This window comes from Streptomyces sp. NPDC088794, from assembly GCF_044750545.1.
In the GTDB taxonomy this organism is placed as follows: Bacteria; Actinomycetota; Actinomycetes; order Streptomycetales; family Streptomycetaceae; genus Streptomyces.
Genome location: NZ_JBIVKB010000006.1, coordinates 340,830 through 365,267, shown reverse-complemented (window position 1 = coordinate 365,267; position 24,438 = coordinate 340,830). Strand labels below are relative to the sequence as shown.

The following is a 24,438-nucleotide window of genomic DNA, read 5'->3' as shown; positions in this document are numbered from 1 at the left end:
AGCAAAAAGGCCCGGGTCAATGACCTGGGCCTTTGTCATGGAGCGGGTGACGAGAATCGAACTCGCACTCTCAGCTTGGGAAGCTGATGTTCTACCACTAAACTACACCCGCGTAAGACGCCGGTTGAGCCGGTGTCGAATGCCCGCTCACTCTACCTCATGCCTGGCCCCCGGCGCTGAAGCCGTGGGGCCAGTTGGCGTTTCGGAGGGTGGACGCGCGTGCGGGCGGCCGGAGTTGGGGCGTACGGTGGAGACGTGGAAGAGGGTCCGGGCGGGACCGGAGTGCCGCCTGGTGAGTCGTCTCTTTGATCCCGTAATGTGGCTTTTCGTCGTCAGGTCAGCAGCAGCCAGACGCGGCTCTTGGGGAAGGGACTCATGGACTTGATGGAGCGCACCGTCGTCCGTTGTGCGGATGGGCACGTGTTCAGTACCGCTTCGTTCCCGATGCAGCAGGCCGAGCGACTCGGCCCCGGCCGGCTCGTGCGGTGTCCACGGTGTGCCCGGCTCCGAAGTGTGGTGCCGGTCAGCCTTGAGAAGCAGTAAGCGGCAGTAGGGAAGCGACAGAGAAGCAGGCGCGCGGGTCCGTCCGATTGTGGTCGGTCCGCGCGTCTTGCGTATCCTCGGGGCGTGCTTCTCTCAGACAAGGACATCCGGGCCGAGATCGACTCCGGGCGAGTACGGATCGATCCCTACGACGAATCCATGGTGCAGCCGTCCAGTGTCGACGTGCGCCTCGACCGCTACTTCCGGGTGTTCGAGAATCACCGCTACCCCCACATCGACCCGTCCATCGAACAGGCGGATCTGACGCGGCTGGTGGAGCCGGAGGGTGACGAGCCGTTCATCCTCCACCCCGGGGAGTTCGTGCTCGCCTCGACGTACGAGGTCATCAGCCTCCCCGACGATCTCGCCTCGCGCCTGGAGGGGAAGTCCTCCCTCGGCCGGCTCGGACTCGTCACGCACTCCACCGCCGGGTTCATCGACCCGGGCTTCTCCGGTCACGTGACCCTCGAACTCTCCAACCTCGCCACCCTCCCCATCAAGCTCTGGCCGGGCATGAAGATCGGCCAGCTGTGCATGTTCCAGCTCAGTTCGGCGGCGGAATTCCCCTACGGCAGTGAGCGGTACGGCTCTCGCTACCAGGGCCAGCGCGGCCCGACCGCCTCCCGCTCCTTCCTCAACTTCCACCGGACGCGGGTGTGAGCATGAGCGACATACGGGAGAACCTGACGTACGAGACGTTCGGCGTCGCCGTGCGCGAGCTCGCGCAGACCATCGCCGACGACGGGTACGAGCCCGACGTCGTCCTCAGCATCGCCCGCGGCGGCGTCTTCGTCGCCGGCGGGCTCGCCTACGCCCTGGACTGCAAGAACATCAGCCTCGTGAACGTCGAGTTCTACACGGGCGTAGGCACCACCCTCGAAATGCCGGTCATGCTCGCGCCCGTCCCCAACGTCATCGACTTCTCCGACAAGAAGGTCCTGATCACCGACGACGTCGCCGACACCGGCAAGACCCTCAAACTGGTCCGCGACTTCTGCCTCGACGCGGTCGCGGAGGTGCGCAGCGCGGTCATCTACGAGAAGTCGCAGTCGCTGGTGAAGTGCGAGTACGTGTGGAAGCGGACGGACGAGTGGATCAACTTTCCGTGGAGCGTTTTGCCTCCGGTCCATAGGTCGGGAGAGGCGCCGAAGGAGAACACGGAAGCGGTCTGACGCGTTTGCGCAGGCCGCTGAGAGAGCGTGCCGGCCCGTGGCGCCGAGGCGCAGATTCCTGAACGATCTCTGTTGTCAGTGGCCATGGCTAGGGTTTTGGTCGCGCGGTCGGCTTCCGAGGTGTCCAGCTCTGTAGAGCAGTTGCATCCCCGGTTCTGTCTGGGGGCGGCCCGGGAGCAACCCGGGACCTAACCGACGGTCGGGCTTCGTCGATGGCCAAGAGTGAGACCTGTCAGCGCCGACCGCGCACCAGTCGCCGTTGCCTGTCGACCGTAGGTGCACGCTTTCCAACTGTGCGGTCCTCGCTGAACGGCCGTGAACGGGGGGCGTGCCCCTACGGGCGCGACAGGTCGTGGGGCAGGTCGCAGGCGTCGTCGCGTATGTGCAGTCTGCGGAGGTCCTGGACCAGTGCGACGGGGTACGGATGCATCGCCCACTTGGCGAGATAGCCGGCCTCGCCGTGTTCCGTGAGCACCGTGTGGGCCGCGTCCAGAACAGCGTGGGCGAATGCCGGACGGGGATGGGTCGACTGCCAGATCACCGTGCCCTGGGAGTCCGGAAAGTCGGGGCTGACGGCGACGTCGGGGAACTTGTGGACAGTCACGTCGACCGTGTCATCTGTTGCGCGGAGCACCCAGCGAAGTTCCTGCGGCTCGGCGTCGAAGAAGAACCGGGCCGAGCGCTGTCGCCCGTACAACTCACCCGCTCCCGCCACAAGGTCCGCCAACGCGTCGGTGCAGTAGCCGGCGACCACCGATGCCGTCTGAGCGCCGTCGGACAGGTGGCATCTTGCCCAACCATGGCCTGTGAGTTCCCACTTCAGCTGAAAGGCACCGGCTGGGAGATTGAGGGCTCCCTTCCGCAGTCCCCGCGCCGCTATCCCAGCCACCCCCCGTCCCGCATGACGACCCTCCCCCGGAGTTCCGGCTCGCCGTGCCACGCGCGCACCGTCCTCGGGGCCACTCGTATGTACAGGAACGCGCCCTCTTCGGCCCGCGGATCCCACCCGAACTTGGCGGCGAACGCCTCCGCCGCGTCTGCGGGCACCTCCTGGTCCGGGAAGCACTCCGCCTCACCCTGGAGGAGCACCACGTCGGAGGTGTCCGGCAGGGCCAGGCGCACGCGCGGCTCTTCGTGGACGTTGCGTGCCGTCACAGACGTGGCGCCGGTGCACATCCACACGGCCCGCCCGTCCCACACGAACCACAGCGGCACCTGGTGCGGCCCGTGATCAGGGTGCGCCGTCGACACCCACACATCCCGCTCGGCAACGAGCCGCGCCATGGCATCGCGCACCCGCTCGGCCGTCCCGCGGCGGACGAATCCCGTGGTCTCCATGAGGATCGACCCTAGCCAGGCAGGCGTGCGGCGCGCCTGAGGCGCAGGACCTACTCCCATCGACCTCCCATCGACCGATGGAGCCCTCGGCTTCCGGTTCGGGAGGCCGACTTCGATGCCCACATCGGCCGGTCCCGCGGACGTCATCTTGGCGTGGCACCCTGCAAGGCGGGTATAGGCGTACTGTTCCGAGGTAATCGAACATTTGATCGAGCTGCGAGGGTCGCATGACGCACCGGAGTGCGGGGCCGTACATCCCGGATGATCCTGAGGACATGTCCGGACAGATTCGGGTGATCGTGCTTCCTCCGTCGCCGACGGGAGGTCGGCGGGTGCGTGTGGACGGCGAGATCCTCGGGTTGGCGCACAACGTGGTGGATCTCGCCGAGTTCCTGCGCCGGGCCGGCCTTGAGATCGATCCGGCGGAGGTCGCGCACGTGTCTTGGATCGACTGGCGTGGGGTAGGTCCCGAGCAGTGGGGGCCCGAGGCGGACGCCTGAGGGGTGAGGGGTGAGGGGGAGCAGATCGGAAAGGGCACCCGCTATCAGAAGGGGGCCCCGGCGATCAGATCACCGGGGCCCCCTCCACGTACCGCCAAAAATCAGAACGTGCCCAGCTTCACGATCGACAGCAGCGCGATCAGCTGGATCGCCGACGCGCCCAGGGCCTTCGGCCAGGGGAGGTCGTGGGAGCGGCCGACCATCATCGTCAGGAGGACACCCGCGGCCACCCACGTGGCCCAGCCGAGGAGTTGGACGAAGGTGGCGTCGCCGCCCAGGAACATCGCCACGACCAGGCGGGGCGCGTCCGTGAGGGACATGATCAGCATCGAGAGGCCGACCGTGGGCTGCCAGGCGCCGTCGCCGCCGAGCTGGCGGGCCAGGGTGTGGGTGACCACGCCCAGGACGAAGGACGACAGCACCATCGCGACGGCCGTGGTCAGGACGATCGGGATGGCGTTCGACAGCGTGGCGTTTATCGCGTCCTTCCGCGCACCGTCGAAGCCGAAGACCGCCAGCAGGCCGTAGAGGAACGTCACGATCAGGGCCGGGCCCCACATCGCGTAGTCGCGCATGCGGAGGAACGTCTGCTGGGGGGCCAGGAAGATGCCCCTCAGCAGGTCCTTCCAGTGCAGGCGCGGGCCGGTCGGGCCCGCCGGGGCGGCCGAGCCCGCGTGGTAGGTCCCGCCCTGGTTGTACGCGTCGTCCGGACCGCCCTGGTGGTACGGGGCCTCGCCGACCGAGAACGCCTGGGTGCTGCCCGGGTTGTTGGCCGCGTACGGGTCCGGGTTGCCCTGCGGTGCGTACGCGCCGCCACCGTCGCCGAAGTACTCCGGCTCACCGTGGTTGCCGTAACCGCCGTGTCCACCCGGCCCGCCGGGGCCACCGTTCGGCTGCGGCCACTGGCCGCCGCCCCCGTTGCCGTACTGCTGCTGCCCGGGGTGGGGCTGCGGCGCGGGCGGGTAGCCGTACGCCGGTCTCTGCGGCGCCTGCTGTCCGTACGGGGGGTTTTGCGGTCGCGTATGCGGAGCGCCGTTGTTTCTGCCGCCGCGTCCGATCCTGAATCCAGCCACGTTGTCGAACGTACCTGGTTCCGAAGGAACGCGTGTCGGGCCCGGCGCCCCGGGGCCGCCTTTGCTGCGGAGCTGTGACATCCCTTAGGGGGCCCGCGAGGGGCGCCCTAAGGGACGAGGAGAAAGACGGAAAGGTCCTCGGTCAGCCGCCCAGCGTCTTTCCGTACCCCGGGCTGCCCGTCGTCCCCACCCCCGTCGCCGACGGGCCGAAGTTCACCGCGCCCGAGGTCGTCGGGCCGGTGGTCGTGGCGCGCAGCGACCACACCGAGCCGTCGCCCGCGTTCTCGCCCGGCGCCGAGACGGTCAGCTCGCCGCGCTTGTCGCCGGAGTGGTCCGCGAGGGAGACGCGGGCACCGAAACGGTCGGACTTCTCGCTGCTGCCCGGGACGCCGGCCGTGTTCTGGGTGTACGCCTTGGCGCCCGTGGTCTTCAGGCCCGTCGCCGAGCCGTACAGGACCGTCACCGAGCCGCCCCCGGAGTTCTCGCCGGACGCGCCGATCGCGAGGTCGGCGTACCCGTCGCCGTTGATGTCGCCGAGCGAGACACTGGAGCCGAAGGCGTCACCGGTCTCGGAGGTGTCGGGGACGCCCGCGGTGTTCTGGGTGAGGGTGAGCGGGGCGCGGCCCGTGTTCACGCCGTCCGGACCGCCGTAACGGACGGTGACCTTGCCGCCCTTCGCGCCCGCCGGGTCGGCCGAGGTCTCGCGATGGTTGCCGACGGCGATGTCGTCGTAGCCGTCGCCGTCGATGTCGCCGACCGCGGAGACGTACCCGCTGGGCAGGGTGACCAGCCAGTCGGTGAAGTTGCCGATGCGGCCGTCCGCCAGCGTGGTGACCGCGTCGTCGGTGCCCTCCTCGCGCCCGTGCACCACCAGCCAGTCGTAACCGCTGCCGGTGACATCGCCGGCGGCGAGGTACTCGATGCCGTACGACTCCGAGTACGGGCGGGTGAGATACGAGAAGGAGGCGCCGTTGCCGCCGCCGAACGCGCCCGTCTTGGTGAAGGGGCCGGAGACGAAGTTGAGGCCGAAGAGGCCGGTCGAGCCGATCGCGATCTCGGGCATGCCGTCACCGGTGAAGTCACCGGCGGCCAGCGCCTTGCCGTAGCCGTCGTTCTCGCGCTCGTTGTGGTTGACGAGGTTGCGGGCGCCGCTCAGGCCGGACTTGGCGCCCCACACGATCAGCACCGAGCCGTCGTCGGTGTCCCCGTCGACGTCCTCGCCGGGCGCGCCGACCAGCAGGTCCGCGTAGCCGTCGCGGTTCAGGTCGGCGGAGGCGAGCGAGGAGCCGAAGGCGTCACCGGTCTCGGCGGCGCCGGGTACACCGGCCGTGTTCTGCGTGAGCAGCTTGTACGAGGCCGGCTTGAGCCCGCTCGAACCGCCGTAGACGACGGAGACCGCGCCCGCCCCCTTCTTGCCCCCGACGGTCGCGGCGGGCGCGCCGATCGCGAGGTCGGCCCTGCCGTCGCCGTTGAAGTCGTACGGCTTCGCGGGCGTCGCGGCTTGAGCTGCGGGGGCGGTGAGGGCGAGCGGGGTGAGGCCGGCTGCGAGCAGGACGGCCAGACGGCGGTAGGTCACTCGGCGGTACGTCACTGGCCGATCACCCAGCCGAAGGACGCGTCGCCCTTGAGGGAGACGTCACGGGCGCTGAGGAACTTGGCGCCGCTGGTGGTGAGGCCGGAGGCGGAGCCGCGCAGGACGGTGAGCGCGCCGTAGCCGTTCTCGCCGCCGGCCCCGACGACCAGGTCGGCCTTGCCGTTCTTGTCGAGGTCGACCAGGCGGACGGACTGCCCGAAGGCGTCGTAGTCCTCATCGGCGCCGGGCACGCCCGCGGTGTTCTGCGTGTACACCTTGGCGCCCGAGCCCTTGAGGCCGGTGGCCGAGCCGAACAGGACCGTCACCGAACCCGACTCCTCCGCCTTGCCGTTGTCCTCGCCGAAGGCGCCCACCGCGACGTCGGCGTACTTGTCGCCGTTGATGTCACCGACGCTCAGCGCCGAGCCGAAGAGGTCCGCGGTCTCGCCGGTGCCGGGCACGCCCGCCGAGTCCTGGTGGATCAGCGTCGGCTTCTGCGCCGGGTCGGGGCCGTTCGGGCCGCCGTACCAGACGCTGATCCGGCCGCCCTTGTGGCCGGACTTCTTGTCGCTGCGCGGGTCCTCGTGGTCGCCGAGGACGAGGTCGCCGTAGCCGTCGCCGTTGATGTCGCCGACCGCGCCTTGGTCGCCGTCGGCCAGCGGCAGGTCGGTCTGGGCGTAGTCCGAATCCGGGTGGGAGCCGGCGCCCTCGGGGTCGTAGCCGAAGTAGCCGATGACCCCGCCGAGGTCGCCGTCGGTGGCGTACGGGTACACGCGCTCGGCCGCGCCGTCGGCGTCCAGGTCGCCCGCGATCACGTTGTACGTCGAGCCGAGCTCGGAGACGTCGGTCAGGCTCGCGGGCTTGCCGGCGCGGGTGAACGGGCCCAGATAGAAGCCGGTGCGGCTCTGGCCGGTGATGGTGACGTCCGTCCTGCCGTCGCGGTTGAAGTCGCCGGTCGCGATGCCGGAGGAGTAGCCGCCCCACTCGGTCAGACCGCCCGGCGAGGGCAGCACCGAGCCGCCGGTCAGGCCGGACTTGCCGCCCCAGATGACGGTGGCGGTGCCGACGCCGTCGCGGGAGCCGATGCTCTCGTACTGGGCGCCGACGACGAGGTCCGCGTACCCGTCGGCGTTCAGGTCGCCGGCGGCGAGGCTGTTGCCGAAGCGGTCGCCCTGCTCGGCGGCGCCGGGGACGCCGGCCGAGTTCTGGGTGATGACCGTCTTCTTCGCCTTCGAGACGCCGGAGGCGGAGCCGTACAGGACGACGACCGCGCCCGCGTACGGGACGGAGCCGACGTCGGCGCTGTCCGCGCCGATGGCGACATCGCGGTAGCCGTCGCCGTTGAAGTCACCGGCCGGCCCGGAGGGCGCCGCGGTCGCGGCGCCGGGCAGGGCGGTGAGCAGGCCGGTGGTCAGCCCGACGGCCAGCAGAAGCGTGCGCTTGCGCAAGGAGGCGCTCCAGGGAGGAAAGGTGAGGAACTCCGGGGAGGTGCGGGGCCTGCGCGGGTGCTGCGCCGGGTCCAGCGATCAAGAGACCGGCGCGGACGGGTAAGGGTTGTACATGAGTTCGGTTAATTTTCGCCACGAGCCTCACGAGCCTCACGAGCCTCACCCGTCTTACGGCGTGAGGAACTCCGACGTCGAGAAGGTGACCGTCGGCCGCCCCGCGACCAACCCGTCCCCCTTCACTCCCGCGTAGACCGCCACCGTGTCCTTCGTCTCGCTCCGATACGTCCGCACCACCATGTCGGCCCGTCCGTCGCCGTCGAAGTCGGCCGCCGTGACGAGGCGGGTGGTGCCGTGGGCGGGCGGCTGGACGATGACCGTGCCGGCCGTGGTCAGGCCGGTCGTACGGCCCTTGAAGACCCGCAACCGCGAGCCGCTGGAGACGAGTTCGCTGAGGCCGTCGCCGTTGAAGTCGGCCGCGTCGAGCACGGAACCGGGGGAGGCGAGGGTGGCGCGGGTGGGGTCCGGCAGGTCGTAGCGCAGGGACGTTTCCCCCATCGCGCCGACCGCCGCGTCCAGCGCCTTGCCCTTGCCGAAGCGGCCGAGCGCCACGTCGATGCCCTCCGGCAGGACCACGCCGGTCTCGGCCGGGCCGTCCGGTCCACCGAGGACGACCGCGGACGTGCCGGCGCCTTGTGCGGTACGGACCATCAGGTCGTCGTACCCGTCGCGGTTCACGTCGGCGGCCGGACCGGTGGGCACCTCGCCCGGCGAGGGGAGGGGCGCGCCGGCCTTCTTGGGGGCGCCCTTGCGCGTGAACGGGCCCCGCAGATAGGTGAGTCGGCCGCCGGACGCGTGCAGGACCAGGTCCTTCGCGCCGTCCCCGTCGAAGTCGCCGCACACCGGCTGGTCGGCCCAGTCGTTGCCGAAGCGGGCGGCGGGCGGGACGACGAGCTGGACGGCGCGGGTGGTCAGGCCGCCGGGGGAGCCGAAGAGGAGTTGGAGCGGGACCGGCGGCTGCCCCTGGCCGTCGTAGGGCGGGTCGGTGGAGACCACGAGGTCGGTGAAGCCGTCGCCGTCCAGGTCGCAGCTCTCCTCCGCGTCGAAGACGGCGGGGAGTTGACCCTTGGTCGGCGCCGCCTGCTTCCTCGGACTGAGCAACTGGCGTGCGCCGGGCGTGAGTCCACGCGCGCCGCCGTAGACGATGCCGATCCCGGGGTCGTCGGCGTGCGCCTGATCCTTCACCAGGTCGTTGAGCACGAGGTCGCGGTGCCCGTCGCCGTTGAAGTCGTCCGGGGTTCTGCTGCCCTTGCCGTGCGGGATCGGGAGCTCGGCGGGCGCGTTGGCGATGGACACGGGGGTGTGGGAGGCGGAACCGGCGCCGGAGTTCGTGCCCGGGCCGCAGGAGGCGAGGAGGAGGGTGCCGCAGAGGGCCGCCGTACACACAACACCTCTATGGGCGCGCACCGTTCACCTCGTCAGCATCTTTGACAACGATCGATCAATGATGCACGTGTTCGAGGTGGAGCGACAGTCCTGGGCCCTTGCCGTGCGCGAGGGGGGCGGACAGTCCTCGCGCACGGCGGGTGGTCGGTGCTAGCTGCAGGTCCGGTAGTTGTAGCCCGCGATGCGGCCGGAACCGGTGCCGTCGAGGAAGTGGTAGTAGCCGTCGCTGTCGCGCGTGACGTCGATGATGAACTCGGTGCCGATGTACCGGGCCACGGTGCCGTCGAATCCGTTGGACGAGTTGCGCAGCCAGTTGCCGGCCGCGGTCCAGGTGTTCTGTCCGGCCGAACCGTCGCTGCCGACCTGGAACTTGGTCTGCCACCTCGCGGTCGCGGCCTTGGTGGTGGGCCCGAAGTCACCGTCGATGTCTGCGGCGGCGAGTTCGCCGTCGGCCCACAGGACCTTCTGCCACAGGCAGGTCGCGTTGGACGCGGTGTTGTGGCTGGTGGCCACGATGCCTTCGTTGTCCCAGTCGTCGGTGAAGACCCCGCCACCGTAGACGTAGGCCAGGCCGCTGTAGCTGCCGCTCGCGGACGCGGGTGTGGCGCTCAGGGCGAGGACCCCGGCGGTCAGGGCCCCGATGGTGCCGGCGGTCACCTTGGCTCTCTTCGAAAACACGCGAGTTCCTCCTGGTTCGAGCGATCGTTCAGGCAGCCGTTCAGGCGGTCGAACGCGGGATTCGGCCATTGCGCCTTCTTGGCCTGGCGGAACCTTGGCAGGGCCTCGTCAACGGCGACACACTCTTGCGCCTGGGCGCAAATGTGGAGTTCCTCGGGGGGAATCACGTGCTCCGTATCCACTTCACCGAGGTCGACCTCGCCCGGGTCCGCGTCGCGGCCGAGCCGGACCCGATGTGGGAAGTGCTCTCGACGCTCCACCGACTGCAGTCGCGCGGCGGCCGGTGGCAGTTCGCCGACTGGCGTCGGACGGTCCGTGCCGACCTGGACGCGGCCGGACTGGCCCGGCCCGTGCGCAAGGTGCTGTTCGCCCTCTATCCCCTCGGGCCCTACCAGCCCGACTTCCTCACCCCGCCCGAGTCCGAGGGCGGGATCACCGCGGCCCTCGACGGCATCCTCCGTATGCCCCGGCGGGACGTGCTCACCGAGTTACGGCAGCTCGACCGCGTCTCGCCCGTGCCGTCCTGGGCGCTGCGGCTGGATCAGGGGGCCGAGCGGCGGGAGTTCACCGAGCTGGTCCGCCGGTATCACGAGGTGGCCGTCGCGCCGTTCACGGAGCGGGTGGCCGGCGGGATCGTCGCGCACCGCGGCCTGCTCGCCCGCGCGTTGCTGACCCGCGGTGTCGAGGGGCTGCTGTCGAGCCTGGGGCCACGGTTCCGCTGGCGTCGGCCGGTGCTCGAAGTGGACTACCGCACGGACCGCGACCTCCATCTGCGCGGCCGCGGGATCAGGATCGTGCCGACGTACTTCTCGTGGGGGACGCCGGTCGCCTTGGCCGACGCCGATCTGCCGCCCGTGCTGTCGTACCCGCTGAACCATCCGACGGTTCCCGAGGAGGCGCTCCCCGCGGAGCGCGTGCCGCTGGCCGCGCTGCTCGGAGGCACGCGCGCGCGTGTCCTGCGGTGCGTCGCGGACGGTCTGACCACGGGAGAGCTCGCGCAGGTCGTGGGGGTCTCGCTGTCCGCCGCCAGCCGGCACGCCTCGGTGCTCCGTGACGCCGGCCTGACGACCAGCCGGCAGATCGGCCCGGCGGTCCTGCACACGCTGACCCCGCTCGGGGCGGCGCTGCTGCGGCAGGCGCTCGGCGGAGGGGCCGGCGAGTCCGGCGGGTCCGGCCGGGGGCCGGGCGGCGGGCCCGGGAACGGCGATGCCCCTCAGGCCCTGCCCGGGCGTGAGGGGCATCGAACGGAACAGCTGTGACCGGCAGCGCTACTGCACGTACGGCACGGGGTCCGGCTACTTCACCGGCTCCGGCTCCGGAGCGTCCGCCGTCTCCTCGTCGCCCGCCGGGTCGACCGGCGTCCTGACGGAGTCCAGCAGGAGCTGGGCCACGTCGACGACCTGGATGGACTCCTTCGCCGAGCCGTCGTTCTTCTTGCCGTTGACCGAGTCGGTCAGCATGACCAGGCAGAACGGGCAGGCCGTCGACACGATGTCGGGGTTGAGGGAAAGAGCCTCGTCGACGCGCTCGTTGTTGATGCGCTTGCCGATCCGCTCCTCCATCCACATCCGCGCACCACCGGCGCCGCAGCAGAAGCCGCGTTCCTTGTGGCGGTGCATCTCCTCGTTGCGCAGACCCGGGACGCTGGCGATGATCTCGCGCGGGGGCGTGTAGATCTTGTTGTGCCGGCCCAGGTAGCACGGGTCGTGGTAGGTGATGATGCCCTCGACCGGCGTGACCGGGATCAACTTGCCCTCGTCGACGAGGTGTTGCAGCAGCTGGGTGTGGTGGATGACCTCGTAGTCGCCGCCGAGCTGCGGGTACTCGTTGCCGATCGTGTTGAGGCAGTGCGGGCAGGTGGCGACGATCTTCTTCGCTGACCTGGGCTTCGCCGACTCGGCGACCACCTTGCCGTCGTCGTCCAGCTCCTCGCCGAACGCCATGTTCAGCGCCATGACGTTCTCCATGCCGAGCTCCTGGAACAGGGGCTCGTTGCCGAGCCGCCGTGCCGAGTCGCCCGTGCACTTCTCGTCGCCGCCCATGATCGCGAACTTCACGCCCGCGATGTGCAGGAGCTCCGCGAAGGCCTTCGTCGTCTTCTTGGCGCGGTCCTCCAGGGCGCCCGCGCAGCCGACCCAGTAGAGGTACTCGACCTCGGTGAGGTCCTCGATGTCCTGGCCGACGACCGGCACCTCGAAGTCGACCTCCTTGGTCCACTCCAGGCGCTGCTTCTTGGCGAGCCCCCAGGGGTTGCCCTTCTTCTCCAGGTTCTTGAGCATCGTCCCGGCCTCGGAGGGGAACGCGCTCTCGATCATCACCTGGTAGCGGCGCATGTCGACGATGTGGTCGACGTGCTCGATGTCGACCGGGCACTGCTCGACACAGGCGCCGCAGGTGGTGCAGGACCACAGGACGTCCGGGTCGATGACGCCGTTCTCCTCGGCGGTGCCGATGAGGGGACGCTCGGCCTCGGCGAGAGCCGCCGCGGGCACGCCCGCCAGCTGCTCCTCGGACGCCTTCTCCTCGCCCTCCATGGACTTGCCGCCACCCGCGAGCAGGTAGGGCGCCTTGGCGTGCGCGTGGTCGCGCAGGGACATGATCAGGAGCTTCGGGGAGAGCGGCTTGCCCGTGTTCCAGGCGGGGCACTGCGACTGGCAGCGCCCGCACTCGGTGCACGTGGAGAAGTCCAGCAGGCCCTTCCAGGAGAACTGCTCGACCTGCGACACACCGAAGACGTCGTCGTCACCCGGGTCGGTGAAGTCGATCGGCTCGCCGCCGGAGGTCATCGGGAGCAGGGCGCCCAGCGAGGTGCCGCCGTCCGCGTTCCGCTTGAACCAGATGTTCGGGAAGGCCAGGAAGCGGTGCCAGGCGACGCCCATGTCGGTCTTCAGGGCGACCGTGATCATCCAGATGAAGGAGGTCGCGATCTTCACGCCGGCGAAGAGGTAGGTGAGGTTCTGGAGCGTGGAGACGTCCAGGTGCTCGAGCGCCGAGATCACCGGGTACGAGATGAAGAAGGACGCCTCGTACGCGTCGACGTGGTGCTGGGCGCCCTCAAGGGCGTGCAGCATGAAGATGCAGACGCCGACGATGAGGATGACGGCCTCGACGAAGTACGCCTGGCCGAAGTTGGAGCCGGCGAAGCGGGACTTGCGGCCCGGCTTGTTCGGCTTGCTGAGCTGGCGGATCACGATCAGCGCGAGGATGCCGAGCACGGTCATCGTGCCGATGAACTCGACGAAGACGTTGTACGGCGCCCACTCGCCGATGACCGGCAGCAGCCAGTCGGCCTGGAAGAGCTGGCCGACGGCGTTGACGATCGTCAGCAGCAGCGAGAAGAAGCCCACCGCCACGAACCAGTGCGCGACACCGACGACGCCCCAGCGGTTCATCCGGGTGTGGCCGAGGAACTCCTTGGCCACGGTGACGGTGCGCTGCACCGGCTCGTCGGTGCGGGTGCCCGCGGGGACGTTCTGGCCGAGCCGCATGAAGGTGTAGATCTGCAGGACGGCGCGGGCGAACAGCGCCACACCGACCACGATCAGAACCAGCGACACGATGATCGCGGCGAGTTGCATTCAGGGCTCCTCGGGCCTGCGAGGGGGTCTCCGAGCGGGATCGGAGCACATTACTAAGCGGTAACTTATGGAGTCCGTCTGAGACTACCCCCATCTTCCATCGCACTGTAGCCAGCCGTGCAGTGATCTGAATCGCTGAGGGTTGCCTTAAGATCCGAACGTGTTATTCGTACCAAATTGGTACATTCGCGCCTACTTTAGATCCGTGCTCTACGGGATCGTCGCCGCCACCACCGCCCTGCTCCTCGCCGCCGTCCTCACCGCGCTGCTGCGGGTGCCCGCCCTGCGGCTGGGGATCCTCGACCGGCGGCGGCAGCGTCCGGTGCCGCTGTCCGGCGGGGCGGCGCTCGCGATCACCACCTGTCTGGTGGCCGCCGCCGGGGACTGGACGGGCGCGGCCCCTCTCGGCGCCGGTGTCGGCCGGCTGCTCGTCGCGGGCGCCGCCGTCGCCGCGCTCGGGCTCGTCGCCGACGTACGGCGGGTCAAGGCGCGCGTGCTGGTCGCCGGTACGGCGGTGGCGGCGGCCTGTGTGGTGCCGTACGCGGAGACCGGGGTGGCCGGCGGGGTGCTGGCGGTGGGGTGGATCGTGTTCGTCGCCGTCGGTTTCCGGGCGCTGGATCATGCCGACGCGGTCGCGGGGACCGTCGGGGTCGTCACCGCCTTCGGGGTGGGCGCCTGTGTCGCGGCCGAGGTGATGGACGGGCTCGCGGTGCTGCTGAGCGTGCTGGCCGCCGCGCTGACCGGGTTCCTGATGCACAACTGGCATCCCGCGCGCGTGGCGCTCGGTGCGAGCGGGTCGCTGTTCACCGGGTTCGTGCTGGCCGCCGCGGCCGTGATCGCCCGCACCGGGCACGGGTTCGCCTCCAGCGCGGGGGTGCTGTTCGCGCTCACCGCCGTGGCGAGCGCCGACGTCGTCCTCGTACTGATGTCGCGCAGATTTGCCGGACGGCCGTTGCTGCGGGGCGGGCCCGACCATCTCGCGCACCGGCTGCGGCGGCTCGGGCTGACCGCGCAGGGGGCCGCCGTGCTGCTCGGGCTCGGGGCGTTCTCCTCGGTGCTCGTCGGAGTGCTCGTGCATCTGGGATGGGTCGCGGAGTCCGGGGTGTTGTGGGTGGTGGCGGTGGCGCTGGTGGCCGTGTTCGCGCTGCTGCGGGTCTCTGTGTACGGTGCCAGACGGCCCGAGTCCGCGCAGGTCGGGGCCCGGTTGCGTGTAAGGAACGGATAAGAGTTGAGCCCCGGTGACTCAGGTCTGTTGACCGAGCGGCCGCCTTCATGCACACTTGAGCCTGTTCCACTCAAGTCAGCTGGAGGAAACCACCATGGCACGTGCGGTCGGCATCGACCTGGGCACGACTAACTCCGTCGTCAGCGTTCTGGAGGGCGGCGAGCCCACCGTCATCACCAACGCCGAGGGTGCCAGGACCACGCCGTCCGTCGTCGCCTTCGCGAAGAACGGCGAGGTGCTGGTCGGCGAGGTCGCCAAGCGTCAGGCGGTCACGAACGTCGACAGGACCATCCGCTCCGTGAAGCGCCACATGGGCACGGACTGGAAGATCGAGCTCGACGGGAAGCAGTTCAACCCGCAGCAGATGAGCGCCTTCATCCTGCAGAAGCTCAAGCGTGACGCCGAGTCCTACCTGGGCGAGAAGGTGACCGACGCGGTCATCACCGTCCCGGCGTACTTCAACGACTCCGAGCGCCAGGCGACCAAGGAGGCCGGCGAGATCGCGGGCCTGAACGTCCTGCGCATCGTCAACGAGCCCACCGCGGCGGCGCTCGCGTACGGCCTCGACAAGGACGACCAGACGATCCTCGTCTTCGACCTCGGTGGCGGCACCTTCGACGTGTCCCTCCTGGAGATCGGCGACGGCGTCGTCGAGGTGAAGGCCACCAACGGCGACAACCACCTCGGTGGTGACGACTGGGACCAGCGCGTCGTCGACTACCTGGTGAAGCAGTTCGCGTCCGGCCACGGTGTGGACCTGGGCAAGGACAAGATGGCCCTGCAGCGTCTGCGTGAGGCCGCCGAGAAGGCCAAGATCGAGCTGTCCAGCTCCACCGAGACCTCGATCAACCTGCCCTACATCACGGCGTCCGCCGAGGGCCCGCTGCACCTGGACGAGAAGCTCACCCGCGCCCAGTTCCAGCAGCTGACGGCCGACCTGCTGGAGCGCTGCAAGACGCCGTTCCACAACGTCATCAAGGACGCCGGCATCTCCATCAACGAGATCGACCACGTCGTCCTCGTCGGTGGCTCCACCCGTATGCCCGCCGTCGCCGAGATCGTCCGCGAGCTCACCGGCGGCAAGGACGCCAACAAGGGCGTCAACCCGGACGAGGTCGTCGCCATCGGCGCCGCCCTCCAGGCCGGTGTCCTCAAGGGTGAGGTCAAGGACGTCCTGCTCCTCGACGTGACCCCGCTGTCCCTCGGCATCGAGACCAAGGGAGGGATCATGACCAAGCTCATCGAGCGCAACACCACGATCCCGACCAAGCGTTCCGAGATCTTCACGACGGCCGAGGACAACCAGCCGTCCGTCCAGATCCAGGTCTACCAGGGCGAGCGCGAGATCGCGGCGTACAACAAGAAGCTCGGGATGTTCGAGCTCACCGGTCTGCCGCCGGCCCCGCGTGGCGTCCCGCAGATCGAGGTCGCCTTCGACATCGACGCCAACGGCATCATGCACGTGACCGCGAAGGACCTGGGCACGGGCAAGGAGCAGAAGATGACCGTCACCGGCGGCTCCTCGCTGCCGAAGGACGAGGTCGACCGGATGCGCCAGGAGGCCGAGAAGTACGCGGAGGAGGACCACGCCCGCCGCGAGTCCGCCGAGACCCGCAACCAGGGCGAGCAGCTCGTCTACCAGACCGAGAAGTTCCTCAAGGACAACGAGGACAAGGTCCCGGGCGACATCAAGACCGAGGTCGAGGCCTCCGTCGAGGAGCTGAAGGCCGCGCTCAAGGGCGAGGACACCGCCGAGATCCGCACCTCCACCGAGAAGGTCGCGGCCGTCTCGCAGAAGCTGGGCCAGGCCATGTACGCCGACGCCCAGGGTGCCCAGGCCGCCGGCGGCGCCTCCGCCGACGGCGGTGACGCCCCGAAGGCCGACGACGACGTCGTGGACGCGGAGATCGTGGACGACGAGCGCAAGGACGGTGCCGCGTGACGGAGGAGACCCCGGGCTTCGACGAGAAGCCCGACGTCCCCTCCGGCGCCACCCCCGAAGACGCCGAGCCGAAGGCCGCCTCCTCCACCACGGGGGAGGGGGCGGCCCCGGCCGGGGACGCAAGTCTGCAGATCGCCGGTCTGACGGCCCAGCTGGACCAGGTGCGCAAGGCGCTCGAGGAGCGCACCGCGGACCTCCAGCGGCTGCAGGCCGAATTCCAGAACTACCGCCGCCGCGTGGAGCGGGACCGGATCACGGTCAAGGAGATCGCCGTGGCGAACCTCCTGACCGAACTCCTGCCCGTGCTCGACGACATCGGCCGCGCGCGGGAACACGGCGAGTTCGTCGGCGGTTTCAAGTCCGTCGGGGAGTCGCTGGAGACCGTCGCGGCGAAGATGGGACTTCAGCAGTTCGGCAAGGAGGGCGAGCCCTTCGACCCGACCATCCACGAGGCCCTGATGCACTCGTACGCGCCGGACGTCACCGAGACGACCTGCGTGGCGATCCTGCAGCCCGGGTATCGCTTCGGCGAGCGCACCATCCGCCCCGCGCGGGTGGCCGTCGCCGAACCCCAGCCCGGGGCGCAGCCCGTCAAGGCCGAGGACGTCGAGGCCGATGACGAGAAGGACAACGGCCCTGAGGAGGGCTGACGTAGACACCGTACGAAAGGAGGGACGTCGAGGATGAGCACCAAGGACTTCATCGAGAAGGACTACTACAAGGTCCTCGGCGTCCCCAAGGACGCCACCGAGGCCGAGATCAAGAAGGCGTACCGGAAGCTCGCCCGCGAGTTCCACCCGGACGCCAACAAGGGCAACGCCAAGGCGGAGGAGCGCTTCAAGGAGATCTCCGAGGCGAACGACGTCCTCGGCGACCCCAAGAAGCGCAAGGAGTACGACGAGGCCCGCGCCCTCTTCGGCAACGGCGGCTACCGCCCGGGGCCGGGCGGCGCGGGCGGCGGCAACTTCAACTTCGACCTGGGTGACCTCTTCGGAGGCGGCGCCCAGGGCGGCGGCGGTGGCGGCCAAGGCGCCGGCGGCTTCGGCGGCGGCCTCGGCGACGTCTTCGGGGGCCTGTTCAACCGCGGCGGCGCGGGCACGACCCGTACCCAGCCGCGGCGCGGCCAGGACATCGACACCGAGGTCAGCCTCAGCTTCACCGAGGCGATCGAGGGGGCGACGGTCCCGCTGCGGATGTCCTCGCAGTCCCCCTGCAAGGCCTGTTCGGGCACCGGCGACGCGAACGGCAACCCCCGGGTGTGCCCGACCTGCGTCGGCACCGGCCAGGTGGCCCGGGGTTCGGGCGGCGGCTTCTCGCTCACCGACCCCTGCCCCGACTGCAAGGGCCGCGGCCTGATCGCCGAGACCCCCTGCGAGGTCTGCAAGGGCAGCGGCCGGGCCAAGTCCTCCAGGACCATGCAGGTCCGCATCCCCGCCGGGGTGGCGGACAGCCAGCGGATCCGGCTGCGCGGCAAGGGCGCACCGGGCGAGCGCGGCGGTCCGGCGGGCGACCTGTACGTCACCGTGCACGTCGACGCCCACCCGGTCTTCGGCCGCAGGGACGACAACCTCACGGTGACCGTGCCGGTGACGTTCTCCGAGGCGGCACTCGGCGGCGAGGTCAGGGTCCCCACCCTGGGCGGACCGCCGGTCACCCTGAAACTGCCGCCCGGCACGCCCAACGGCCGCACCATGCGCGCCCGCGGCAAGGGCGCGGTCCGCAAGGACGGCACCCGCGGGGACCTGCTGGTCACCGTCGAGGTGAGTGTTCCGAAGGACGTGACGGGGAAGGCTCGTGACGCACTGGAGGCGTACCGAGAGGCGACCGCGGGCGAGGACCCGCGGGCGGAGCTGTTCCAGGCCGCGAAGGGAGCTTGAGAGTGATGGACGGCCGTCGACGCAGTGACAATTTCCGGGGGCCATATGAACTGACCGAGGAAACCCCGGTCTACGTCATCTCGGTGGCGGCCCAGCTCTCCGGCCTGCACCCGCAGACGCTGCGCCAGTACGACCGCCTCGGCCTGGTCTCCCCGGACCGCACGGCCGGGCGCGGTCGCCGCTACTCGGCCCGCGACATCGAACTGCTGCGCACCGTCCAGCAGTTGTCGCAGAACGAGGGCATCAACCTGGCCGGCATCAAGCGCATCATCGAGCTGGAGAACCAGGTCATCGCGCTCCAGCAGCGCGTCGCCGAGCTCCAGTCGGCGGTCGAGGGCGCGGCGGCGGCGATGCAGCAGCGCGAGGCCGCGGTGCACGCCTCGTACCGGCGCGACCTGGTGCCGTACCAGGAGGTGCAGCAGACCAGCGCGTTGGTGGTGTGGCGGCCGAAGCGGCAGCCCGAGTAGTCACCATCTGGCAGGAGGGGCCCGGAGATTTCTCCGGGCCCCTCTCGCATGCCGGTCCTGCTCGGGCACGTGCTCAGATCGCGGCTACGGCTCCAGGATCGCCCAGTCCGCCCCGGGTGCCGACTCCGTGCCGTCGGCGTACAGCGCGCTCACCCAGTAGTGGTGGGTGGTGCCGCGGGCGGCGGTGGTGTCGGCGTAGGAGCGGTCCGTGGTGGTCGCGAGCTTGTCGTACGCCTCGGTGGCCGGGTTCCAGCGGTAGACCTGGTAGCCCGTCGCCGAGTCGACCGTGTTCCACTCCAGGTCGACGCCCGAGTCGGACGCGGCCGCCGTCAGGCTGACCGGTGAGTCCTCCGGGGTCGCCACCGACGGGGTCAGGTCCAACTCGTCGACGGTGACGGCGTACACGGGACCCGACGACCATCTGGTGGAGTTGCCCGCGGTGTCGACCGCGGCCACGAAGTAGCAGCGGTGGTCGCCGTCGGGCAGGGTCACGTCCGTGTAGCGCGAGGTGGACGGGGACAGCCATGCCCACTCCGACATGGAGCAGACCTGGTCCTCGCCCTCCTCGCCGAGGACCGTGCCCCGGTAGACCGCGTACCGGGCCAGGTCGGGCTCGGTGTTGTCGGCCCAGTCCAGCTCGATGCCGTACTCCGTGGCCGTCGCGGTCAGTCCGGTCACCGGGGCCGGCGCCTTGTCCGAGGCGAGCGGGGTGACGGTGACCGTCGCGGAGGGGAGGGAGACGGCGTGCGCCTGGTCCTCCGTCGTCACCGCGTAGTGGTACGTGGTGTCTTCCTCCGCCGCGTAGTCGCCGCAGCTGTACCGCCGTGACCCGTCGGCGCGTTCGCTGTACGTCGTGGTGCACGTCACCGGTGTGCCGGACGTGTTCACCGGCAGGGTCGTCGAGCGGTACACGTGGAAGGTGAGGACGCGCGCGTCCTCCGGCTTCACCGTCCAGGACAGCAGCGCGGCGCCGATGTCCGCCGTCGCCGTGAGGTCGCGCGGCGCGGCGGGCGGCCGGTGCGCGTTCACGGTGTCGGTGTACGGGGAGAGATGACCGGAGCCGTCCACCGCGGCGACCTTGTAGGAGTACGTGGTGACCCGGTCGAGCGTGTCGTCGCTGAGGTGGTTCGAGTTGACGTCGGTGACCTTGTCGGCGCCGCCCGGATTGGTGCGCACCACCCGGTACTTGACCGCGCCGGGCACCGTCCGCCAGGACAGGTCGGCGGCGGTGTCCGTGACCGAGGAGGCCAGGCCGAACGGCGCGGTCAGCGTGATGCTGGTGACCGACTGGTCGGCGGTGCCCGCCGATTCGTTGCCCGCCTTGTCGTACGCGCGCACCTCGTAGTAGTAGGTCGCGCCGGTCGCGGGCGGGGTGTCCGTGTACGAGGTGCCGGTCGTGCCGGTCAGGCGCGTCCAGCTGGTGCTGTCCCGCAGCCGCCGGTAGACCCGGTAGCCCGCGAGATCCATCTCGACGTTCTTGCCCCAGCTCAGCTTCGCCTTGTTGCTCGCGGTGTCGTACGACACCAGCGGGTCCTTCGGCGTGAGCGGCTTGACCTTGTCGACGGTGGCCGAAGTGCGGGGCGTGTACGTGAACTTGACCTTGGCGGCGCCGGTCCAGTTCACGTAGTCGATCCGCAGGGTGTGCTTGCCCTTGGGGACGGTCACGTTGACGGTCTTGCCTACGGCCTTGGACGTGTTCTTCCACAGGTCGACCTTGCGGACGCCGTCGACGTACACCCGTATCCCGTCGAGCCCCGAGGCGACGAGGGCGAAGGGCCCGCCGGAACCGAAGTCCCGGGTCACGCTCCAGCGCACGCCGAAGTTGTCCTTCGGGAGGCCGGAGGCGGGGGCGCCGCTCCAGCTCTCGTCGACCGCGCTGTCGCAGTCGGTCTTCTTCGGGGTGCCCTTGAAGGTGGTGTTCGCGAAGAACTGCCGCTTCAGAACAGGGGAGTTGCAGCTGGTGGCGGCCGATGCGGAGGGCGCGGCCACGGTGGTGAGGAGACCGGCCGTGGTGGTCAGCACCACGGCCGTCGCCTGGAGGGTGGTCTTCACCCGGGTCACTCCCCGCTCGGCAGGGACACGGCCGCGTCCACGTTGCTGAAGGTCTCCGAGCCGTCGGGGGCGACGACCGAGAGCAGGTAGTGGACGGTCGTGCCGCGGGGCAGGGTCCTGTCGACGTAGCTGGTGGCGGTGGGCGCCAGCGGTACGTCGGTCACGCGGACGTAGGCGCCGCTCGTACGGTCCCAGCGGTACACGTTGATGCCGGCGGCCTCCGTCGCGACCGAGTCCGCGCAGTCGATGTACATGCCGCCCGCGTCGCCGCGGGTCGTGTACGCGGTCACGGAGCACGGCGCGGTGTCCTCGGGGACGGTCGTCGGCCGCAGGTCCTGCTCGGTGACGGTGACCGAGGCGACGGGGCTGTCCCAGTAGGCGCCGGTGAATTCGGCGTAGTTGCCGTAGATGTCGGCCGGGACGACGACGTAGGTCTTCTCCTCACCGTCCGCGACCTCCGGGCCGACGACGAACTCCGAGGTGCCGGCGGGTACTTCGCCGAGGAAGTCCGGCGTGCAGCACGACCGGTACTCGTAGACCTCGTAGTGGGCCAGGTCGGTCGCCGGACTGTCCGCCCAGTCCAACCTGACGCCGTACTCAAGGGGTTCGGCGGTCAGGCCGGTCACGGGCGGTGGCGCCTTCTCGTCGCCGGGGCGGGTGACGGTCATGTCGGCGGAGCCGGTGGACCAGCGGCCCGCGGTGTTCCTCCGGGTCATCACGTAGTGGTACGTGGCGCCCTGGTCGCCGTCGTAGTCGACACAGGTGCGGACCTTGTTGCCGGCCGCGTCCGTGGTGACCTTGCGGCTGCGGCAGTCGGTGAGGTTCGCGTAGGTGGTCGCCACCGGGGACGTGGTCGAGCGGTAGACCTCGTAGTCGGCGGTGTCACCGCCCGGCGCCTCGGTCCAGGTGAACACCGCGCCGTAACTCGGCACGGTCGCCGTCACGTTCTGCGGCGGGAGGATGGACCGGGTGGAGCGGACGACGTTGGAGTCCCGCCCGTTCTTCGCCGCGTCCAGCGCCGTGACCTTGTAGTCGTAGGCGTGGCCGTAGCTCGCGCCGGTGTCGGCGTAGCCGGTGCCGGTCGTCTCGGCGATCCGGGTGTACGCGTCCTCGTCGTCCTCGTCGTCCTTGCGGTAGACCCGGTAGAGCACGGCTTCGGCGGAGGCCGTCCAGGAGAGGTTGTTGGAGGCTTCCACGGCGGTGGCGGTGAGCACGGGAGCGGCGGGGGCGGTCCGGTCCAGCGTGGTGATCGGCTGGTCGGCGGTGCCGGTCGACTCGTTGCCCGCCCTGTCGTAGGCGCGGGCCTCGTAGTAGTACGACTGTCCGGTGGGCGGCGGGGAGTCACCGGCCGTGCGCTTGGCGGCCGCGGTCGTCACCACCAGGGTCCAGGTGCTGGAACCCTTGGGCCGGCGGTAGACGCGGTAGCCGGCGAGGTCCATCTCCTTGTTGGCGGACCAGGCGAGTTCGGTGTACGCCGACTCCCCGTCGGGCATGTAGTCCGCCCAGAAGCCCGTCGGGGCCAGCGGCTTCACCTTGTCGACGGTCGCCGAAGTGCGGGGCGTGTAGCCGACCTTGACCTTCGCGGCGCCGGTCCAGTTCACGTAGTCGATCCGCAGGGTGTGCCTGCCCTTGGGGATCGTCACGTTGACGGTCTTGGTGCGCGAACCCGTGGTGTTGGACCACAGGTTGATCTTGCGGCTGTCGTCCAGGTAGACGCGGATGCCGTCGGTCGCGGTGGCGGTGAGCGCGAAGGGGCCGCCCGAACCGAAGTCCCGGGTCACGCTCCAGCGCACGCCGAAGTTGTCCTTCGGGAGGCCGGCGGCGGGGGCGCCGGTCCAGCTCTCGTCGATCGCGCTGTCGCAGGCGGTTTTCTTGGGGGTGCCCTTGAAGGTGGTGTTCGCGAACAACTGCCGTTTGTAGACCGGCGAGGCACAGGTCGTGGCGGCGGAGGCGGGGGCGGCGGACACGGTGAGCGCTGTGGCCGCCGCGGTCAGCGCGACGGCAGCCGCGGCGGCGGCGGTCGTGCGTCTGGCTGGGTTCATTCGGTCCTCTGGGCGAAAGCGGAACGGAGGTTTGGGCCTTCGTGATCACGACTCGCGAGGAATCGGCTTGGTTGTACGGATCTTTGCCCGCTGTTTGTGGAGTTCCGGATGGAGGGCTTGCGGAGTACGTCGGGAGGTGGTTGCACGAGTGCTTCACATGCACAACAGAGAGTGGTGTTGCGCACTCGTTAAGTGGTTCCGCTTGACGGCCGGGGTCGCGCACGCGTTGGCTTTTCAGTCACCTGGGTCGCACAGCTGCGGCCGTGTTCGGAAGGCACCAGAAGTGAGCTCCCCAATGCGTCCCACGCGTCGAATAGCCATCGCCGTTGCAGCGTCGTCCATGACCTTCTCGCTGGCCGCCTGCGGTGTGCTGAACGCGTCGTCGGACGGCAGCTCGGCCAGCCCGACCAAGGGCAACGACGTGACGATCGGCCTGCTCCTGCCGGAGACGGCCAACACCCGTTACGAGGACTTCGACTACCCGATCATCAAGGAGAAGGTCGCCAGCCTCACGAACAAGCAGGGCAAGGTCGACTACGCCAACGCCGACCAGGACGCGGACAAGCAGGCCACGCAGATGCAGCAGATGATCGAGAAGAAGGTCGACATCATCCTGCTGGACGCGGTCGACTCGCACGCGATCGCCGGTGAGGTGAAGAAGGCCAAGGACGCCGGCATCCCGGTCATCGCCTACGACCGGCTCGCCGAGGGTCCCATCGACGCGTACATCTCCTTCGACAACGAGCTGGTCGGCGAGGTCCAGGGCCGTTCCCTGCTGGACGCGTTGGGGTCGGAGGTCAGCACCGCCGACAAGATCGTCATGATGAACGGTTCGCCCACGGACCCGAACGCCAAGCAGTTCAAGGCGGGCGCGCTGTCCGAGCTCAACGGCAAGGTGACGATCTCCAAGTCCTACGACACCAAGGACTGGAAGCCGGAGAACGCGCAGGCCAACATGGCCGCCGCGATCCAGGAGATCGGCAAGGGCAACATCGCCGCGATCTACTCCGCCAACGACGGTATGGCGGGCGGCATCGTCAAGGCGCTCGACGCGGCCGGCGTGACCAACCCGCCGCCGATCACCGGTCAGGACGCCGAACTCGCCGCCGTGCAGCGGATCGTGGCCGGCGAGCAGTACATGAGCGTCTACAAGTCCTACCCGCAGGAGGCCGAGGCCGCCGCGCAGATGGCCGTGGCCAAGGTGCAGGGCCACGACATCCAGTTCGACGCCCTCACCCAGGACAGCGTCGACAGCCCCACCGACAAGGAGATCCCGGCCCAGCTCGTCACGGTGACCGCCCTGACGAAGAAGAACATCAAGTCGACGGTCATCGCGGACGGCATCTACAAGACCTCCGACATCTGCACGTCGAAGTACAGCGCGGACTGCGAGGCGATCGGCCTCAAGTAGGCCGTCGGGCAGGCCTTCTGACAGGTCCTCAAGCAGGCGTGGCGGGGCGGGGCGGCGAGCGGTGTGCCGTCCCGCC

At 69.7% G+C, this 24,438-nt stretch carries 20 protein-coding genes and 1 tRNA gene; 10 read left to right on the top strand and 11 right to left on the bottom strand.

Going from position 1 to position 24,438, the window contains the following annotated elements; translation table 11 throughout:
• Window positions 1-38: 38 nt before the first annotated feature.
• A tRNA-Gly gene (locus ACIP6U_RS20180) sits at window positions 39-112 on the bottom strand.
• A gap of 515 nt (window positions 113-627) precedes the next feature.
• Between ACIP6U_RS20180 and dcd the strand changes: the two genes are divergently transcribed.
• Both dcd and ACIP6U_RS20170 read left to right on the top strand, forming a co-directional pair.
• Complete coding sequence (gene dcd, locus ACIP6U_RS20175) at window positions 628-1,203, top strand: dCTP deaminase (RefSeq protein WP_401719412.1); 576 nt, start codon at window positions 628-630, stop codon at window positions 1,201-1,203.
• 2 nt (window positions 1,204-1,205) lie between these two features.
• A complete protein-coding gene (locus ACIP6U_RS20170) occupies window positions 1,206-1,715 on the top strand; it encodes a phosphoribosyltransferase (RefSeq protein WP_401719409.1) in 510 nt (169 codons plus the stop codon).
• Between the two features lie 334 nt (window positions 1,716-2,049).
• On the opposite strand, the gene ACIP6U_RS20165 is transcribed toward ACIP6U_RS20170, so the two are convergent.
• Window positions 2,050-2,469 carry a hypothetical protein gene (locus tag ACIP6U_RS20165; RefSeq protein WP_401719407.1) on the bottom strand — a complete coding sequence of 140 codons (420 nt, stop codon included), beginning with the start codon at window positions 2,467-2,469 and terminating at the stop codon, window positions 2,050-2,052.
• Window positions 2,470-2,591: 122 nt separating this feature from the next.
• On the bottom strand, window positions 2,592-3,053 hold the full coding sequence (locus ACIP6U_RS20160; protein WP_401719404.1) for a pyridoxamine 5'-phosphate oxidase family protein: 462 nt from the start codon (window positions 3,051-3,053) through the stop codon (window positions 2,592-2,594).
• Window positions 3,054-3,328: 275 nt separating this feature from the next.
• Here ACIP6U_RS20160 and ACIP6U_RS20155 point away from each other — a divergent pair, with 275 nt between their 5' ends.
• Entirely contained in the window at window positions 3,329-3,553 is a 225-nt protein-coding gene (locus ACIP6U_RS20155; RefSeq protein ID WP_401719401.1) for a hypothetical protein, read from the top strand.
• A gap of 101 nt (window positions 3,554-3,654) precedes the next feature.
• On the opposite strand, the gene ACIP6U_RS20150 is transcribed toward ACIP6U_RS20155, so the two are convergent.
• The 5 genes from ACIP6U_RS20150 to ACIP6U_RS20130 all read right to left on the bottom strand — a co-directional run bounded on the left by ACIP6U_RS20150 (window position 3,655) and on the right by ACIP6U_RS20130 (window position 9,768).
• The gene (locus tag ACIP6U_RS20150; protein ID WP_401719398.1) at window positions 3,655-4,707 is read right to left on the bottom strand and encodes a Yip1 family protein; all 1,053 of its coding nucleotides are present in this window, start codon (window positions 4,705-4,707) and stop codon (window positions 3,655-3,657) included.
• A gap of 61 nt (window positions 4,708-4,768) precedes the next feature.
• Window positions 4,769-6,217, bottom strand: a complete 1,449-nt coding sequence (locus tag ACIP6U_RS20145; RefSeq protein ID WP_401719395.1) for an FG-GAP repeat protein — start codon at window positions 6,215-6,217, stop codon at window positions 4,769-4,771.
• On the bottom strand, window positions 6,214-7,647 hold the full coding sequence (locus tag ACIP6U_RS20140; RefSeq protein ID WP_401719392.1) for an FG-GAP-like repeat-containing protein: 1,434 nt from the start codon (window positions 7,645-7,647) through the stop codon (window positions 6,214-6,216). Before ACIP6U_RS20140 ends, ACIP6U_RS20145 begins: the two co-directional genes overlap by 4 nt.
• 168 nt (window positions 7,648-7,815) lie before the next feature.
• A complete protein-coding gene (locus ACIP6U_RS20135) occupies window positions 7,816-9,090 on the bottom strand; it encodes an FG-GAP repeat domain-containing protein (RefSeq protein WP_401719390.1) in 1,275 nt (424 codons plus the stop codon).
• 150 nt (window positions 9,091-9,240) lie between these two features.
• Window positions 9,241-9,768, bottom strand: a complete 528-nt coding sequence (locus ACIP6U_RS20130) for a peptidoglycan-binding protein (protein WP_401719387.1) — start codon at window positions 9,766-9,768, stop codon at window positions 9,241-9,243.
• A gap of 167 nt (window positions 9,769-9,935) precedes the next feature.
• On the opposite strand from ACIP6U_RS20130, the gene ACIP6U_RS20125 reads away from it, so the two are divergent.
• Window positions 9,936-11,027, top strand: a complete 1,092-nt coding sequence (locus ACIP6U_RS20125; RefSeq protein ID WP_401719384.1) for an ArsR/SmtB family transcription factor — start codon at window positions 9,936-9,938, stop codon at window positions 11,025-11,027.
• 36 nt (window positions 11,028-11,063) lie between these two features.
• Here ACIP6U_RS20125 and ACIP6U_RS20120 read toward each other — a convergent pair whose 3' ends face one another.
• Complete coding sequence (locus tag ACIP6U_RS20120; protein ID WP_401719381.1) at window positions 11,064-13,346, bottom strand: (Fe-S)-binding protein; 2,283 nt, start codon at window positions 13,344-13,346, stop codon at window positions 11,064-11,066.
• Window positions 13,347-13,551: 205 nt separating this feature from the next.
• On the opposite strand from ACIP6U_RS20120, the gene ACIP6U_RS20115 reads away from it, so the two are divergent.
• The 5 genes from ACIP6U_RS20115 (at window position 13,552) to ACIP6U_RS20095 (ending at window position 18,857) form a co-directional block, all read left to right on the top strand.
• A complete protein-coding gene (locus ACIP6U_RS20115) occupies window positions 13,552-14,571 on the top strand; it encodes an MraY family glycosyltransferase (RefSeq protein WP_401719378.1) in 1,020 nt (339 codons plus the stop codon).
• 94 nt (window positions 14,572-14,665) lie between these two features.
• Entirely contained in the window at window positions 14,666-16,513 is a 1,848-nt protein-coding gene (gene dnaK / locus ACIP6U_RS20110) for a molecular chaperone DnaK (RefSeq protein ID WP_401719375.1), read from the top strand.
• Window positions 16,510-17,163 carry a nucleotide exchange factor GrpE gene (grpE, locus tag ACIP6U_RS20105; protein WP_401719372.1) on the top strand — a complete coding sequence of 218 codons (654 nt, stop codon included), beginning with the start codon at window positions 16,510-16,512 and terminating at the stop codon, window positions 17,161-17,163. The genes dnaK and grpE overlap by 4 nt, the downstream gene beginning before the upstream one ends.
• Window positions 17,164-17,196: 33 nt before the next feature.
• The gene (dnaJ, locus tag ACIP6U_RS20100) at window positions 17,197-18,390 is read left to right on the top strand and encodes a molecular chaperone DnaJ (RefSeq protein WP_401719370.1); all 1,194 of its coding nucleotides are present in this window, start codon (window positions 17,197-17,199) and stop codon (window positions 18,388-18,390) included.
• A 5-nt stretch (window positions 18,391-18,395) separates the two neighbouring features.
• Window positions 18,396-18,857, top strand: a complete 462-nt coding sequence (locus ACIP6U_RS20095) for a heat shock protein transcriptional repressor HspR (protein ID WP_401719367.1) — start codon at window positions 18,396-18,398, stop codon at window positions 18,855-18,857.
• An 84-nt stretch (window positions 18,858-18,941) separates the two neighbouring features.
• Here the strand turns inward: ACIP6U_RS20095 and ACIP6U_RS20090 are convergent, their stop codons facing one another.
• Window positions 18,942-20,909: a PA14 domain-containing protein gene (locus tag ACIP6U_RS20090; protein WP_401719364.1), complete on the bottom strand. Its 1,968-nt coding sequence runs from the start codon at window positions 20,907-20,909 to the stop codon at window positions 18,942-18,944.
• A gap of 5 nt (window positions 20,910-20,914) precedes the next feature.
• Complete coding sequence (locus tag ACIP6U_RS20085; protein WP_401719361.1) at window positions 20,915-22,951, bottom strand: PA14 domain-containing protein; 2,037 nt, start codon at window positions 22,949-22,951, stop codon at window positions 20,915-20,917.
• A gap of 295 nt (window positions 22,952-23,246) precedes the next feature.
• Between ACIP6U_RS20085 and ACIP6U_RS20080 the strand changes: the two genes are divergently transcribed.
• Complete coding sequence (locus tag ACIP6U_RS20080) at window positions 23,247-24,362, top strand: sugar ABC transporter substrate-binding protein (protein ID WP_401719358.1); 1,116 nt, start codon at window positions 23,247-23,249, stop codon at window positions 24,360-24,362.
• The last annotated feature ends 76 nt before the right edge of the window (window positions 24,363-24,438 follow it).